Raw genomic sequence first — 15,358 nt, 5'->3', positions numbered from 1 at the left:
GGATACTTGGTGGTGGTGAAGGAGTAGCGTCATGACACGCTCGCACGAACCTTTGATCCGGCTGGCCCGGTTCAAGGTGGAAGAACTACAAAAACAAATGGCAGAGCTCGACCGCTCGAAAGCGGCGCTGACGAACCAGATTGAACGGCTTGAGGCCTCGGTGCCGGAAGAACAGGCCGCAGCGACGGCGTCCAAGGACGGCTATCTCGCCTATGGCTCCTATGCCCAGGCGGTGATCAAGCGGAAGGATAATATCCGCGCTTCGCTCAATGAGGTCGAAGCCCAGTCCGACGCACTGCGTGAACGGCTGGCGGAAGCCTTCCAGGAGCTGAAGAAATACGAACTGCTCGAGGAGCGACGCGTGGCGCGCATTGAGCAGGCGCAGCGCGAGGCCGAGCAGGCCGAGCTCGACGAGATCGCCGCGATCCGTCACCGCCGCGCCCACTAGAAGCTATCCGGCGTTTTGTCCGGGAGGGATGGAGAGCGAGCCAGGCGCATGGGACGCCCGGCTCGCTTTCTTGCATCCTGGGCTCAGAAATTCCGGTGCCAGCTGACATCGAGGCGGACCGAGCGGCCCGCTTCTGACACGCCGGAAAAGACCCGCTCATAGTCTTCATCAAAGACATTCTCGAGCCCGGCATTGAGCGTCAGGCCATTGTCAGCCATGGGCTGCCAGCGGGCATAGAGGTCGACCACCGTATAGCCGTCACGATGCTCGGCGATATCGACCGGCTGGTCATAGTCTCCGGCCCATTCCACCCGGCTGCCCAGGATCAGGCGCTGGGCCTCGAAACTGTAGCGGCCATCGAGAAAGAGGCGGGCCGGGGTGAGCGAGCCCAGCGGGTCGCCGGTCGTCTGGTCTTCACCGTCCAGCGTGGAGAGGCTGGCATCAAGGCTGAACGGACCATCTGCAAACTGCATCTGGGCCTCAAAGCCTGAGAGTTCCGCCTGGCCGACATTGGTGCTGCTCGACGTGCCTGCAGAACACGGGGCGAAGAAGGGCGGTACGAAACAGGTAGTGTCAAAGGCGAATGCGACGGACAGGTCGATCAAATCTTCGGCCTCGGTCTCGAACCAGGCGGTCCGCAGGGTCAGCTCATCAACCCCCGCCCGCTCGGCCAGGTCGAAGCTGAAGCCGACTTCCACTGTCTCGGTGGTTTCCGGCCTGAGGTCCGGATTGGCGATAAACGCATTACTGATGAAGGACGGTGCACCGAGTATCGGGTGCGGCAGCGAGAAGTGCGTGCCGTCAATGTAGAGCTCGTTGATTGACGGCGCCCGGAAAGCTTCCCCCCAATTGGCGAAGACATTGAAGGTTTCGCTCGGTGCATAGGTCAGGCCGAAGCGTGCGGAGGTCGCATCATTGCTGGTCGCGCTCTGGCTCGGCGACCGGGTTTCGAATTCGTCATAGCGCAGGCCCGGAAGTACGATCACGCGGCCTGGCAGACCGAAGGGCGCCGGGCCGTCCAGTTCCAGCTGGCCGTAGAAGGCCGTGAACTCGCTCTCTGCGTCCGGGGCGCCGCCGCGAATACCGTTGGTTGCCGCACTGTCCAGACCGTCCTGCTGGTCTTCGTAGTATTCGCCGCCGAGGGTGAAGGCGCCGGTCCAGTCCCCGGCCTGGAAGCCGAAGCGCTGACTGCCGCGGATGCCGAAGGTTTCCAGATCGCGGCGCAGGCTGCGCGAAGACGCAGTCTCATCTTCGCTGACACCGCTCTGATTGCGGTAGACCGTGACGGTCGCATCCAGCCAGGAGATGCCGGCCGGGTTGGCATCAAGGGTGAGGGCGAGGTTTTCGTTGTCGATTTCCTTGTCGACGAGGGCGTTGAACGCGTTCACGCCGGCAATGCCCTGGCCGTTATTCGGCTCGGTGGCTTCTCCGTTATAGTCCTGCCAGGACAGCTCGGCGCGCCAACCTTCGGTGAACTCGACACTGAGTTTGAGCAGGGTCGAGGTCGAGCGGTCATCGGCGGGCAGGTCGGCCCCGGAGCCCAGCGCGATATCGCCGGAAGACCGCGTGGAAATCGACGCTAGATAGTCGAAACCTCCAGTCGCGCCATAGAGCGTGGCGATGCCGCGCTCTTCTTCATCGACCGAGCGATAGCCGGCACCGATTTTAAATCCGTAGGTCTCGCCCTCATTCAGGAAGTCCATTGCCGTGGCGCTGCGGAAGGAGACCACGCCGCCGGATGCCCCGGAGCCATAAAGCGCCGAGGCCGGGCCACGCACGGTTTCCACACCGACCAGCAGGCTCGGATCGATGAAGATCGCGCCATCATGGGCGGAGGAGAAGTTCTGGCGGGCACCATCGAGCAGCAGGGTCGTGTTGGAGCGGCCCTGGCCACGCAGAGAGATGGTCTGGCCGGTGCGGCGCGGGCCGCCCGGCACATCAACGCCCGGTAGGCCGCGCAGCAGATCATCCAGATCCACCGGCTGCACCAGATCGAGTGTCTCCTGGTCAATCGTGCTGGTCAGGCCGGGATAGACGAAGCTGTCGAAATGGGTCTGGGTCGCCTCCACCACGATGACCTCGCGCTCGATTTCGGCGCTTGCCGTGTCGGCGAATGTGGTGGGAGCCAGCGCGAGGAGCGCGGCGGTGGAGAGGAGACAGGAACGCATGACGATTTTCCTTGCGAATGATTATCAGTTGCGGCATCTATCGCGCCATCAATTGCAAATGCAAGTGCGACTCGTTTGCATAATACAGTCAATGATTTTCGGGGATTGCTCCAGTGACCGCCTCTTCCATCTCAAAAACCGTTATCGCCCTTGCGGGCGCCCTGGCCCTGAGCGCCTGTGCGACGACGAGCCAGACCGTGGCCACCGCGCCGATGATCGAGCGCAGCCAGGCCCAGTTCGAACAGGACCGCGAGGCCATCCTCGCCATGCAGGGCGAATACGCCGTCACCTTCGATTTCATCGAGACCGTGGCGATCGAGCCGGGCTATGAGTTGGCGGAACAGAAAACGACCCCGGCGCGCGAAGTGGTAATCGTCGTCGAGGACACCGGCGACTTCATCATGCTGCAGCACCTGCTACTCGCTGGCCCGGAAGAAAGCCCCTTTATCGTCAAGCACTGGCGCCAGGACTGGCGCTACGAGCCGGTCACAGTGCTGGCCTTCCAGGGGTTTGACGCATGGTCGATCGACGTGGTCCCGGCCAGCGAGCGTGCCGGCGCCTGGTCACAAACCGTCTACCAGGTCGATGACAGCCCGCGTTATGCGGCGGTTGCCCGCTGGGATCATGGCGTTGACGCCTCGACCTGGGAACCACCGGTCTCCTGGCGCCCGCTACCGCGCCGCGACGACACGACCCGCGATGATTACGACGCCATCGCCGCTGTGAACCGTCACACCATCACCGAGTGGGGCTGGGTGCACGACCAGGACAATTCCAAGCTCAATCTGCGAGACGGAACGCCGCGCGAAGTGGTGCGCGAGGTCGGCACCAACACCTATGTCCGCACCGAGCTGGCCGGCGCCCAGGCCGCGCATGATTACTGGGATGCAACAGCGGATTACTGGGCCCGGGTCCGTGAGCACTTCCTCAACCTGGAAGTCCAGCCGGCCGGGACCCGTTTCCATATTGAAGACGACCAGGACGGCACACTGCTCTACGGCCCGCTGCTGGAAGCCGGCCAGCGCATCCTGTTTGGGCTGTCCGACACCGACGGCGCCTGGAATGAGGCCGAGCCGCTGCTCAATCAGCAGATCAGCGTGATCGAGTAGGGGGGCAGAAAGCCTTACTCCCCCTCATCCCGGACCTGTTCCGGGACCTCAACGGAGCCGAGCTCGATGTTGTCGGGGTCCTGACATGCGTCAGGATGAGGGAAAGAGGGCCCTAAACCCGCGAATACCGCTTCTTCGCCCAGTAGATGATGCCGATGGTGACGAAATAGATCGCCAACCGCATCAAAACGACAATGCCGCCGCGTTCATCGAGGCGGGAGAAGGCGAAGTCGAAGGCGAAATCCGGGGGGATGCCGGTGGCCCAGCGGTAGAAGAAGGGGGCGATGGCATCGACGGAGAAGGCGATGGCGGCGGCGGCCGGCCATTGCGGCCATTTGCGCATGATCAGTGCCGCGATCAGCGACAGGACAATGATCAGCCACCAGTCAAACGGCGTAAACGCCATGGTCAGCCGGTCGGCAAAACTATCATACATGTTCAACGCCCCACTAAATTTACCCTGGGCAGGAGTTTAGGCGGCTTCGCGGCCTCTTGCGAGGGTTCCGGCCAAAGCCTGGATATCCTGGGCGGCCTCGCTTTGCGGCGAACGCACGGACAGGCACATCTGGGCGCGGATCGCGGCCGGGACCGCATCATCGCGCCGGATCACTCCGGCCAGGACCGGGGTGAAGCTCAAAAAGCTCTCACAGGTTTTCTTGAAGGCACCGAAGGCCTCGTGGGCGGCCGCCCGGCTCGGTGCGTTGTTGACAACGACCAGCGGTGCGGCGCCATCATCATGCAGGCGCAGGGATTTGACGAAAGCATAGGCGTCGGTCAGCGAGGTCGGCTCGTCATTAATCACGAGAACGACATCATCGGCGGTCATGGCCAGGCGCAGTGTGGCCCGGTCGGCGCCGGCGGCCAGATCCAGAATGGCGCGGTCATAAGTCATGGAGAGGGCGGCGATCCCCGTGGCCAGCTTGGTCAGGCCGGTGCCGGAGAGATTGGCCAGGGCGCCCGAGCCGGAGCGGCCGGAAATGACGTCAAACCCGCCACGCTCAAGTGATCCGCCCAGGGCGGGTGCGACGGCGTCCGTGAGCTCAACGCGGCCATTGAGCACGGCGGCGATGTCCGCATTGGGATAGAGCCCCATCTGGACATCAATATTGGCCATGCCGAGGTCGCCATCGACCAGCAGGACGCGCTCATCCATTTGCGACAGGGCGCGGGCCATGCCGATGGCGAGCGAGGTCTTGCCAACGCCGCCCTTGCCCGAGGCAATAGCGAGAACACGGCCCGCGGCGCGCGATTGGGGGGCGGATGCGATCTTCATCTAGAGATCCTCGTCGAACGGGTTGAGGCGGTCCTCGATGAGGGCGCGGGCCAGGCGGAGCGGGGTGGCCGGAGCCAGACCGCCGCCGATAAAGGGGGTGGAGGACATTTGCGCGAAGGCGAGACCGGTCTCAGCCACGCCCAGCATGGCGCCCATGCGGCGGGCGCAGTCAATCTTCACAGGAATGGCGCGACCAGCCCCGATGGAGGCAAAGAGCGAAGCGGCGTCCTCGGCGTCCTCGGTGGAAAGACCGGCATCGAAGACATAGACGATCTCGGCTTCGGCGCTGTCGGCGAAGGCGAGGGTCATGTCGAGATCATCGAGCTCGAACGGATTGACGGCCGGGCTGTCGATCAGCACCGGGCCCTGCATGTCGCGCATCAGATCGGCCATTTCGCGCGGATCATCGACGGTGCGGAAGCCGGCGCCCATTTTCTCAGCGAGGGCGGCCAAGCGCTCATCCGCGCCGGCGCGTTCACCGTCACAAGAAACCAGCGTAGGGGCGCCGCCGCCGATAATGCAGCGCGCGGCGGTCTTGGCGAGGGCCGAGGTCTTGCCGACCCCGGGCGTGCCGGCAAACAGGACCGGGTTTTCCGGTACGGCCGGGATGGGCTGGAAGGCGTAGCGGGTTTCCATCGCATGGGCGAGGCGGGCGACCGCATGGCCATCATCGAGGTCCTGGGCCGAACGGATCAGGGCCTGGGCGGCGATACCGGGCGCGCGGTGATAGCCGAGCGCGTGAATGACGCGATCCAGCTGTGCATCTTCGCGCTGGCCGCGCTCGACTTCGGCCTGCTCGCTCAAACGCTCCGAGCGTTCGCGGACCGGTTCGGGTGTGGTCTCGATCGCGCCGGACTCGCTGGCCGCGCGAACCTGCACACCGCCATCTGGCCCGTCGCCGGTTGAGATGATGACCGCTTCCGGGCCCATTTCCCGGCGGACGTCTGACATGGCTTCAGTCAGACTGGGAGCTGCAAAGGTTTTTAGGCGCATCTAAGGGTCACAACCAGCTTCAAAGTTTAAATCAGCCGACATGCCCCAAGGTCTGAAGGCGCGCGCTCGGGTGAATTTCATTCTGCGACATGACCACGGTTTGTGGCCTGAATCGCTCAACCAGAGAACGCACATACGGACGAATCAGGGGGCTCGTCAGCAGCACTGGTACCTGACCCTGAGCTGAAGCGGTTTCGAAAGAGTTTCTAACTGCAGCGACGAAGTCATGCAGTTTTGACGGCGCCAAGGCGAGCTGTTTGCGTTCGCCTTCGCCGACCAGCGCATCCAGGAAGGCCTGTTCCCAGTGCGGAGACAGGGCCATTACCGGCAGAACGCCATCATGTCCCCGGTTGGAGTAACAAATCTGGCGCGACAGGCGCGAGCGGACATGCTCGACAATGGCTTCCATGTGCGAGGTGGTGGCGCTGGCCTCGGCGATGCCCTCGATGATCGTGGCCAGGTCGCGGATCGAGATGCGTTCCTTGATTAGGGACTGCAGCACACGCTGGATACCGGCGCGGCTGATCTGGGCCGGGACGATGTCATCAACCAGTTTCTTGTGCTCTTTCGACAGCTTGTCGATCAGCTTCTCGACCTCGGCATAGGAGAGAAGGTCGGCCATGTTGTCGCGTAGCAGCTCAGTGAGGTGGGTGACCATGACAGCGGCGGGTTCGACAATGGTGTAGCCGCGGAAGGAGGCTTCCTCGCGCAGGCCTTCCTCGATCCACGTCGCCGGCAAGCCGAAGGCGGGTTCCTTGACGTGATCGCCGGCCATGTCGATCGGCAGACCGCCCGGATCCATGACCAGCAGCTTGGTCAGAACCAGCTCGCCGCGGCCGGCTTCGAGTTCCTTGATGCGGATGGCGTATTCCTGATTGCCCAGCTGCATGTTGTCGACAATGCGCACGGCCGGGGTGATGAAACCCATTTCTTCGGCCAGCGAGCGGCGCAGGGCGCGGATCTGGTCAGTCAGCTTGCGGCCATCGACATCATTGATCAGCGGCAGAAGGCCATAGCCGAGCTCGATCTTGAGCTCATCAATGGTTAGGCTGTCCTCGATCGGCGCTTCTTCCGACGCGGTATCTTCACCAGCTTTTCCGGCAGCGCCGCCGCCTTCAGCCGCTTGCAGCTCGGCCTGTTCGGCTTCGGCGCGCTTGGCCTCGGCATCTCGGTTCATCCAGGCCAGGGCGCCGGCACCGGCGGACATCATGGCGAAGGGGATGAAAGGCATGCCCGGCAGGACGCCGACAATGAAGGCCACAGCGGAGACCAGGCCGAGGCCCTGCGGGTTGGCGGTCAGCTGGCCGAACACGGCCTTGTCGGCTTCACCGTTGACACCGGCCTTGGAGACCAGGAGACCGGCAGCAACCGAGATGATCAGGGCCGGGATCTGCGAGACCAGACCGTCACCAATGGTGAGGGTGGAATAGGCGCTTGCGGCATCACCGAGCGGCATGCCGGACTGGACGACACCGATGATGATACCGCCGACCAGGTTGATCGCCGTGATCATCAGGCCGGCCATGGCGTCACCGCGGACGAATTTCGAGGCACCATCCATGGCGCCGAAGAAATTGCTCTCACCTTCCAGCTCGGAACGACGCTTGCGCGCCTCGGCTTCAGTGATCAATCCGGCGGACAGGTCGGCATCAATCGCCATCTGTTTGCCGGGCATGGAATCCAGGGTGAAGCGCGCGGCGACTTCGGCTATACGGCCCGAACCCTTGGTGATGACGACGAAGTTCACGATCACCAGGATGGCGAAAACAATGACGCCGATAACGACATTGCCCTGCATGACAAAGGCGCCGAAGGCCTCGATCACTTCACCCGCCGCATCGGTTCCCTCATGACCCTGGGACAGGATCAGGCGGGTTGAGGCGATGTTGAGGCCGAGGCGGAGCAGGGTGGTAATCAGCAAGACCGCCGGAAAGGCCGAGAATTCCAGCGGCTTTTTGATGAAGAGTGCGGTCATCAGGACCAGCACCGAGATCGAAATGGAAATGGCCAGCGACATGTCCAAAAGGACTTTCGGCATGGGCAGGAGCAGCATCACCAGGATGCCGAGAATGCCCACAGCCAGCGCAACATCCCCGCGCAGAACGCGGTTCAGGAATGCCTGCATGTTGAACTGGGAACCGCCCGCTGGCGGTGTACCTGTCGTATCGGCCACGTTGGTTTCCTATCAGGCAGCGCTGATGCCCGGGGCGGGCTGGTTCGGCTGCGGAATATTCACGCCCTGATCGGCATAGAGTTTCAGCTTGTTGCGCAGGGTGCGGATGGAGATGCCGAGAATATTGGCGGCATGCGTCCGGTTCCCCAGGCAATGGTCCAGCGTGTCGAGAATGAGATCCTGCTCGACTTCCGCCACCGTCTTTCCGACCACGGCGCGCTGCACCGCATCGGCCGCATCGGCGGCATGACGCGTGACCGTGCTGGACGGGCCACCGGTAAAGGCCGAGCCGTCCGGCATGCGGATCGCGTCCGGGCCGATCTCGCGGCCGGAAGCCAGCAGTACCGCGCGGTGCATGGCGTTTTCCAGTTCACGGACGTTGCCGGTCCATTCGCGCGCCAGCAGCTGGGTCTGGGCCGCGTCGGAAATCGGACGATCGTCAATCTGGTTGGCCGCGGCATATTTGCGAGCGAAATGCTCCGCCAGCGCCAGAATGTCGGCCGGGCGTTCCCGCAGCGGCGGCAGGGCCAGATTGACCACATTCAGGCGGAACAAGAGGTCTTCGCGGAAGCTGCCGTCGGCAACGGCCTTGCGCAGGTCCCGGTTCGAGGTCGCCAGGATGCGGATATTGACCTTCACCGGCTTGGTGCCACCGACGCGATCGATCTCGCGTTCCTGGATTGCACGCAGCAGTTTCGCCTGCAGTCGCACATCCATTTCCGAGATCTCGTCGAGGAGAAGGGTGCCACCATCGGCCTCCTCGAACTTACCCACGCGCCGGGCGATGGCGCCGGTGAACGCGCCTTTCTCGTGACCGAAGAGTTCGGACTCGAGCAGGTTTTCCGGGATGGCCGCACAGTTGACGGAGACGAAAGGCTTGTCAGAGCGCTTGGACTTGGAGTGGACATAGCGCGCCATGACTTCCTTACCGGCACCGCTTTCGCCGGTGATCAGCACGGAGGCTTCCGAGCCAGAAATACGGTCGGCCAGCTCAATGACTGTCTGCATTGACGGATCGCGCGCAATCATCGGGCGCTCATCGTCGGCGACGGCTTCCAGAACCGCAGCAATCAGGTCGGCATCCGGCGGTAGCGGGATGAATTCCTTGGCGCCGGCGCGGATGGCTGCAGCCGCAGCCTCCGGACGCACATTGACGCCGCAGGCGACGACCGGGACCGTGATCCGTTCGCGCTCATTGGCGTCGATCAGCGATTGTACATCGAGCGACAGGTCGACCATGAGCAGATCGGCCCCCCGGCCGGCCCGCAGGTGTGCTGTCGCCTGTTCGATAGTGTCGACTTGCGAAACCTTGGCGCCGCGGTCGATGGCGATCTTGGTGGCGGTGTGCAATTGCCCGCCCAGGCTTCCGACGATCAGGACTCGCATGGCGTCCACTCCATTTTCTTGATGTTACCAAGGCGCGGCATCATGCCGCGTCCCCGTCCTTGATGATTTCTGTCATGGTGACACCGAGCCGGTCCTCGACCACGACGACCTCGCCGCGGGCGACGAGACGGTTATTGACGTAGATATCGATGGCTTCACCGATCTTGCGATCGAGCTCGACAACCGATCCGGAGGTCAGCTTGAGCAGTGAATTGACGTCGATATGCGCTTTGCCGAGAACGGCAGAAATATTGACCGGAACGTCGAAGACCGGCGCCAGGTCAGCAGCGCTCTTTTCTTCCTCGTCCATCATCTTTTCGCCGGCAACGACAGGCGTACTCGGCTCGGGCTGTTCCTCGCCACTCAGTTCCGGCAGGTCGAAATTATTGTCGTCATTCATGTGCGGGCCTCCTTAAGCGGCGGAAGCGCCGGGAGCGGCGCCGCCTTCTGCTGCGGGCTGCGCGGCCTCCTCAGGCGGCGCGGCCAGCCAGCGCTGGACGATGTCTTCAAGGCGGGCCTCGATGTCGGCCGTGGACCTCTGGATAGCGCCATTACCCCATTCCAGCCGGACATCGGCACCGTTCATGCCGGCTTCGCCGCGAACCTGGATAGCACCGTCAAATCCGCAATCGCGGGCGGTCTGTTCCAGGCGTTCGGCAATCATTTCAGCGAGTTCAGGTGCGCAGCGTACGGAGAAGCGCGGTTCGGACCGCAGGTCGTACACCGCTTCGCGGACCAGGCTCTCAATCGTTTCAGCCGGATAGCTGTTGAGCGCTTCACCGGCGATCTTCTTGGCGGCCGACAGGCCGAGCTGCGCCGCTTCGACGCGCAGGGCTTCGCTTTCGGTCGCCAGGCGCGCGAGGATGAGCTGCATTTGCGAGGCGACGGCCTGGAGGGCCTGGGCGCAGCGGCCTTCTTCCATCTCGCGGCCTTCCTCAACACCCCACATGCGTGCGGCATCGACATCGTCCTGGGTGAAGAAGCGCTTGAAGCTCTCGCCTTCGCGCAGGATTTCACCGTTTTCGTCAAACTCGGTGTCGAAGTCGAATTTCATCGGTTTCATAGCGTCGACTTCTCCTAGTAGATCAACTCATCATCGGCCCCGCCATCGGCCAGCATGATCTCGCCCTTCGCGGCGAGGTCCTTGGCCAGGGAGACGATGGATTGCTGGGCCTGGTCGACATCCTTGAGCCGCACCGGGCCCATTGCATTCATGTCTTCCTTCATGATTTTCGCTGCGCGCTCGGACATGTTCGAGAAGAACAGGTCGCGCAGGCTGTCCGACGCCCCCTTCATCGCCAGGGCCATCTGGTCCTTGTCGATGGCACGCATCAGCGTCTGGATACCGCCCGGGTCGAGCTTGGAGAGATCCTCGAAGACGAACATCAAAGAGCGGATCTTCTCGGCGCTGTCGCGATTGCGCTCTTCCAACGCCGCGAGGAAGCGGTTCTCGGTCTGACGGTCGAAATTGTTGAAGATGTTGGCCATCATCTCGTGGCTGTCATGCTTCGAAGTACGGGCCAGGTTCGACATGAACTCGGTGCGCAAAGTCTCCTCGATACGGTCGAGGATTTCGCGCTGGACCGGTTCCATGCGCAGCATGCGGGTCACGACTTCCATGGCGAAGTCTTCCGGCAGGGCAGCCAGGACACGGCTGGCATGCTCGGATTTCACCTTGGACAGAACTACGGCCACGGTCTGCGGGTATTCATTCTTGAGGTAGTTGGCGAGAACGACCTCGTTCACATTGCCCAGCTTGTCCCACATGGTCCGGCCGGCGGGACCGCGCAGCTCTTCCATAATGGTTTCGACCTTCTCGCCCGGAAGGAAGGAGGTCAGCAGACGCTGGGTGGCTTCGAACGAACCCATCAGCGACCCGGTGGAAGACATCTGGCCGACGAAATCGACGATCAGCTTCTCGACCGCGGTCGAGGAAATCGTGCCCAGATTGGACATGGCAGAAGAAACCTCACGGATTTCTTCCTCATCGAGATGTTCCCACAGTCCATGATCTTCCTCGCCCAGGGCGAGCAGGATCACCGCGGCCTTCTCCGGTCCGGAGAGGCGGCTGGGGTCTTCAATGGAGCGTCTGCCTTCGGCCATGTCTCTACTCAGGTCTCATGCAGCCAGGAACGCAGGATGGAGATCGACTCCTCCGGATGCGCTTCGACGATGCCGACCACCTTCTTGATGGAGGAGGCCTTCACCTGGCCGTCGATTTTTTCGATATCGATCATGCTGCCCGCGCTGCCGGATCCGTTCCCGCCGGGCAGAGCGGCCGGGATGTCCGATGCGGCTGCGGGCAATGCCGTAGGCGCATTGGCCGTGCCCAGCATGCCTCCGCCACCACCGGCCCCGGCACCCGCCAGGGCGAGGCCTTGCGGCATCGGTGTGCTTCCGGCGCCTTTGACCAGCGGGCGAGCCACCAGGAAGATAATCAGCACTGCGGTGATGAACATCACCAGGATTTCGGCGCCGCGCAGCAGGTCATTCTTGTTGAAGCTGAAGCCACCGGCCGCCGCCGTACCCAGCAGTGGATCGGCGCGGGCAAACTCCATCTGCGTCACGGTCAAGAGGTCCTGGCGAATGCCGGGCTCGTCTACAAAGCCCATGGCCGAGCGGACCAGGGCTTCAATCTGGGCAATCTCCTCATCGGAACGCGCGCGCCATTGCGTGCTGCCGTCCTCGAGGGTTTCCAGGATCCCGTCGACGGCAACGGCAACGGACAGGCGGCGGATAGCACCGGCTTCCGTGATTTGCTGACGGCGGGTCGAGGAGATCGAGAAATTGACCGTTTCGTTGGAGACCTGACGATTGGATTCGCTGGACGGGCCGGTCGCGCCGTCCGTTGCATTGTCCGGCAGGTTCTCCGAAGCGGACACCGCATTGCGGCTGCTGCCATCGGTATCGCTAGAGGTTTCCTCTGAGCGCTGGCGCGAGGCGAGGACGGCGCCTTCGGGGTCAAAGGTCTGCGAGTTTTCCTCGATACGCTGGCGGTCCAGCTCGGCCGTGACCTGAACGCGGGCCGCGCCCGGGCCAACCACGCCCTCGACAATATCGAGAATGTTCTGGCGCATCTGGGCCTCGATGGAGGCCTGGCGCTCGTCCATGGCGATGCTGGTACCGGTCTGATCGTCCGAGGCGCTGGCCAGCAGGCGGCCGCGATCATCGGCGATGGAAACATTATTGGCATCGAGGCCCGCCCCTGAAGCAACCAGGTTACGAATCACCCGGATCTGCTCGGAATTCAGCGTGCCGCGGGTCGAGATCGTCACCGCACCGGTCGGGTCAATCTGGTCCCGTACGAAGAGGCGGCGTTCCGGCAGGTTCAGGTGCACCCGCGCTGAACTGACATAGTTCAGCGATTGGATTGTGCGGGCCAGTTCGCCTTCCAGGGCGCGCTTGGCATTGATGTTCTGAACAAAGCTGGTCTGGCCGAAGCTGTCTTGCTGGTCGAAAATCTCGTAACCGACCGAGGCGCCGGAAATGGGGCCACCGGTGGCAATACGGACACGGGCCTCGTCGACCTGGTCGCGCGCTACATAGAGGGCGGTGCCGCCTTCGCGGATTTCATAGGGGATGTTGGCCTGGTCAAGGACCTGGCCGGTCGCAGCCGCCTCTGCCGGGTCCAGACCGGCATAGAGCAATGCCTGTGAGCCGCCGCCCACAGCGCTGGAAAAATAGACGAGCGCGGCGGCCACACCCGCTGCGAGACCGAAGATCGCGGTCAGTCGTCCGACGCCGAAGGCGCTAAGCTGCTGAAGAAGTCCGTTCACGAAAACCCTGCCCATCACTGTGCGCACACCGGCGCGAAGCACTGGGCAGAATTTTCCTACCGGTTCCGTAAACGAGACCTTAAGATGCGCGCATAGGTCATTAATCTTACCGTGATTTCCACAGTGAGACTGACTAATGCGTTCAAATCATGGGTGAACGGCGGCCTTAGGGGGGAGAAGGCCGCCGTTCATGCTGCGCTGTGGTCAGGGGATAGCGTCAGCGGTAATTCTGAAGGCGAGTCGTGCGCAAGCCGGCGAGGCCGTGCTTGTCGATAGAGCGCTGCCATCCGAGGAACTCCTCGACGGTCAGGGAATAACGTTCGCACGCTTCTTCCAGCGAGAGCAGGCCACCGCGTACCGCGGCCACCACCTCGGCTTTGCGGCGTACGACCCATCTCTGCGTACTCGGCTGTGGAAGATCGGCCAGCGTGAGCGGGCTACCATCCGGTCCAATGACATAATTTTCTTTTTTAAGGCGCGGCTGCATGTCCGGTCCCCGTGTTTTTTTGTTTATGGTGAGAACCTACACGCGGGCGTTTAACATCCGCCTAAACCCCTAGGTAAATTTGTGTTTAATGGTTGCGGCGAAATTTGCTTCAAATCCGGCGCTTCAATGCCAAAGAAAAAGGCCCCGCCGGAGCGGGGCCTTTACGGCTTGAAGCGTCAGGTGGTGGACTATCGCTTCATCCGGATTGCTTCATCGAGCATCTCATCGGCAGTGGTGATGATTTTCGATGATGCCGAGTAGGCCCGCTGGGTCGTGATCAGCGTGGTGAATTCGGTCGCCAGGTCGACATTGGAGTTCTCCAGCGTCGAGGAGGAGATCGAACCTGCAGAGCCCAGGCCAGGCTGGTTCAGCGTGTAGGTGCCCGATTCCGGGGTTACCGTGTAGGTGCCGCCCGACTCGGCCTGCAGGCCGTCCGGGTTCACAAAGGTCGCGACCGGGATCTGGTAGACCTTGCGGATAATACCATTGTTGAACTTGGCGAAGACAAAGCCTTCATCATCAACTTCCACGCCGGCAAAGTTACCGAAGGCGGAACCGTTCACATTGGTCGAGAGCAACGCCGACGGGCTGTCATACTGGGTGAAACCGCCCGGGCTGGTCGGATCGCCGAAGTCCAGGGTGATGGACTGGGCTGCGATGCCGGTAGCCAGTGACCACTGGAAATCATTGGCGCCGAGCGCCGCTACATTGTCCGAAGCCAGGAAGTTGAGTGCGGTCGGCAGCGTGGTGTTGGCGCTGTCGAGGCGGCCTTGGGTATCAAAAGCAACCGTGCCGGTGGCAATCTGGCCGTCGACGAGGCCGGCACCCGTGGTCACTTCCGAAGCCGGCACCATGTGGATCTCGGCATGCCACTGGTTCGGTGCGGAGCTCTTCAGCATCGAGATGGTGATCGAACGCACGCCGCCCTGGCTGTCATAGAAGGGAATGGTGCGCTGGAAGTCCGGCGCAACCGTGCCGGACGCCATATTGGTTCCCGAAACGGCCGGGGCGTAGGTTGCTTCAGCCGCCGAGACCGTCTCGCTGGCCAGCAGGTTGGCGTTGATGCCCATGACCGAGGTCGGCTCGGCCGCACCACCGATGGAGGACAGGTTGATTGTTTCCAGCGTGTTGAGATCGGACGGGTTGGTTGGGACGGTGCCGTCCGCAGCCACCGGCCAGCCGGCGAGATACTTGCCGGCATCATTGCGCAGGAAGCCCGAGCTGTCGGCGATGAAGCGGCCGGCGCGGGTAAAGGAGACCGGGTCGGACGCGTTAGCATCGGCCGTATCACGCACCACGAAGAGGCCATTGCCCGCGATCGCCAGGTCGGTCGGCGAGTTTGAGCCGGTCAGCAGGCCGGACTGTGAAATGTTCAGCTGCGTCTTGGAACCGACGCCGGCGGCGGTGTAATTGCCGCCTTCGCCACGGCTGTCATACATCGGCGTGAAAATCGCGGTGGCGCGCTTGTAGCCGACCGTGTTGACGTTGGCGATATTGTCCGAGACCGCCGCCAGGGCGCTCGAGTTAGCGATCAGGCCGGAAGCG

Annotated in this window: 14 protein-coding genes; 2 read left to right on the top strand and 12 right to left on the bottom strand. The window is 62.7% G+C overall.

The genetic code is table 11. From position 1 onward, the window contains the following. Positions 1-31: 31 nt before the first annotated feature. Complete coding sequence (gene fliJ / locus Q1V51_RS09145) at positions 32-448, top strand: flagellar export protein FliJ (RefSeq protein WP_300555579.1); 417 nt, start codon at positions 32-34, stop codon at positions 446-448. 83 nt (positions 449-531) lie between these two features. On the opposite strand, the gene Q1V51_RS09140 is transcribed toward fliJ, so the two are convergent. Next, positions 532-2,616: a TonB-dependent receptor gene (locus Q1V51_RS09140; protein ID WP_300555578.1), complete on the bottom strand. Its 2,085-nt coding sequence runs from the start codon at positions 2,614-2,616 to the stop codon at positions 532-534. 113 nt (positions 2,617-2,729) lie between these two features. Here Q1V51_RS09140 and Q1V51_RS09135 point away from each other — a divergent pair, with 113 nt between their 5' ends. Further along, positions 2,730-3,725 (top strand): DUF6607 family protein, encoded by a 996-nt coding sequence (locus Q1V51_RS09135; RefSeq protein WP_300555576.1) that lies wholly within the window; start codon positions 2,730-2,732, stop codon positions 3,723-3,725. Between the two features lie 112 nt (positions 3,726-3,837). On the opposite strand, the gene Q1V51_RS09130 is transcribed toward Q1V51_RS09135, so the two are convergent. The 11 genes from Q1V51_RS09130 to Q1V51_RS09080 form a co-directional block, all read right to left on the bottom strand. Beyond that, the gene (locus tag Q1V51_RS09130) at positions 3,838-4,161 is read right to left on the bottom strand and encodes a hypothetical protein (RefSeq protein ID WP_300555574.1); all 324 of its coding nucleotides are present in this window, start codon (positions 4,159-4,161) and stop codon (positions 3,838-3,840) included. Between the two features lie 36 nt (positions 4,162-4,197). Next, complete coding sequence (locus Q1V51_RS09125) at positions 4,198-4,998, bottom strand: AAA family ATPase (RefSeq protein ID WP_300555572.1); 801 nt, start codon at positions 4,996-4,998, stop codon at positions 4,198-4,200. Next, the gene (locus Q1V51_RS09120) at positions 4,999-5,949 is read right to left on the bottom strand and encodes a flagellar biosynthesis-like protein (FlhF) (RefSeq protein WP_300555570.1); all 951 of its coding nucleotides are present in this window, start codon (positions 5,947-5,949) and stop codon (positions 4,999-5,001) included. A 73-nt stretch (positions 5,950-6,022) separates the two neighbouring features. After that, the gene (flhA, locus tag Q1V51_RS09115; protein WP_366522731.1) at positions 6,023-8,116 is read right to left on the bottom strand and encodes a flagellar biosynthesis protein FlhA; all 2,094 of its coding nucleotides are present in this window, start codon (positions 8,114-8,116) and stop codon (positions 6,023-6,025) included. 60 nt (positions 8,117-8,176) lie between these two features. Then, entirely contained in the window at positions 8,177-9,550 is a 1,374-nt protein-coding gene (locus Q1V51_RS09110) for a sigma-54 dependent transcriptional regulator (RefSeq protein ID WP_300555566.1), read from the bottom strand. 40 nt (positions 9,551-9,590) lie between these two features. Then, positions 9,591-9,863 (bottom strand): flagellar motor switch protein FliN, encoded by a 273-nt coding sequence (gene fliN, locus Q1V51_RS09105; protein WP_366522730.1) that lies wholly within the window; start codon positions 9,861-9,863, stop codon positions 9,591-9,593. A gap of 99 nt (positions 9,864-9,962) precedes the next feature. Further along, positions 9,963-10,613, bottom strand: coding sequence for a FliH/SctL family protein (locus tag Q1V51_RS09100; RefSeq protein WP_300555562.1), 651 nt, complete (start codon positions 10,611-10,613; stop codon positions 9,963-9,965). Between the two features lie 14 nt (positions 10,614-10,627). Beyond that, complete coding sequence (fliG, locus tag Q1V51_RS09095) at positions 10,628-11,653, bottom strand: flagellar motor switch protein FliG (protein ID WP_300555560.1); 1,026 nt, start codon at positions 11,651-11,653, stop codon at positions 10,628-10,630. 8 nt (positions 11,654-11,661) lie between these two features. Continuing rightward, on the bottom strand, positions 11,662-13,326 hold the full coding sequence (gene fliF, locus Q1V51_RS09090) for a flagellar basal-body MS-ring/collar protein FliF (protein ID WP_300555558.1): 1,665 nt from the start codon (positions 13,324-13,326) through the stop codon (positions 11,662-11,664). A gap of 217 nt (positions 13,327-13,543) precedes the next feature. Further along, positions 13,544-13,813, bottom strand: coding sequence for a DUF1153 domain-containing protein (locus Q1V51_RS09085; RefSeq protein WP_300555556.1), 270 nt, complete (start codon positions 13,811-13,813; stop codon positions 13,544-13,546). 188 nt (positions 13,814-14,001) lie between these two features. After that, a partial coding sequence (locus Q1V51_RS09080; protein ID WP_300555554.1) for a flagellar hook protein FlgE occupies positions 14,002-15,358 on the bottom strand: 1,357 nt, incomplete at its 5' end.

Origin of the sequence: Maricaulis sp. (assembly GCF_030149235.1) — a bacterium.
Classification (GTDB): Bacteria; Pseudomonadota; Alphaproteobacteria; order Caulobacterales; family Maricaulaceae; genus Maricaulis.
This window is presented reverse-complemented; position numbering and strand designations above follow the sequence as displayed.

What these genes read in the sequence shown, in the direction of transcription:
- fliJ (WP_300555579.1), top strand. Translation starts at nt 32, where the DNA reads ATGACACGCTCGCACGAACCTTTGATCCGGCTGGCCCGGTTCAAGGTG.
- Q1V51_RS09140 (WP_300555578.1), bottom strand. Translation starts at nt 2,616, where the DNA reads ATGCGTTCCTGTCTCCTCTCCACCGCCGCGCTCCTCGCGCTGGCTCCC.
- Q1V51_RS09130 (WP_300555574.1), bottom strand. Translation starts at nt 4,161, where the DNA reads ATGTATGATAGTTTTGCCGACCGGCTGACCATGGCGTTTACGCCGTTT.
- Q1V51_RS09125 (WP_300555572.1), bottom strand. Translation starts at nt 4,998, where the DNA reads ATGAAGATCGCATCCGCCCCCCAATCGCGCGCCGCGGGCCGTGTTCTC.
- Q1V51_RS09120 (WP_300555570.1), bottom strand. Translation starts at nt 5,949, where the DNA reads ATGTCAGACGTCCGCCGGGAAATGGGCCCGGAAGCGGTCATCATCTCA.
- flhA (WP_366522731.1), bottom strand. Translation starts at nt 8,116, where the DNA reads ATGCAGGCATTCCTGAACCGCGTTCTGCGCGGGGATGTTGCGCTGGCT.
- Q1V51_RS09110 (WP_300555566.1), bottom strand. Translation starts at nt 9,550, where the DNA reads ATGCGAGTCCTGATCGTCGGAAGCCTGGGCGGGCAATTGCACACCGCC.
- fliN (WP_366522730.1), bottom strand. Translation starts at nt 9,863, where the DNA reads ATGATGGACGAGGAAGAAAAGAGCGCTGCTGACCTGGCGCCGGTCTTC.
- Q1V51_RS09100 (WP_300555562.1), bottom strand. Translation starts at nt 10,613, where the DNA reads ATGAAACCGATGAAATTCGACTTCGACACCGAGTTTGACGAAAACGGT.
- fliG (WP_300555560.1), bottom strand. Translation starts at nt 11,653, where the DNA reads ATGGCCGAAGGCAGACGCTCCATTGAAGACCCCAGCCGCCTCTCCGGA.
- Q1V51_RS09085 (WP_300555556.1), bottom strand. Translation starts at nt 13,813, where the DNA reads ATGCAGCCGCGCCTTAAAAAAGAAAATTATGTCATTGGACCGGATGGT.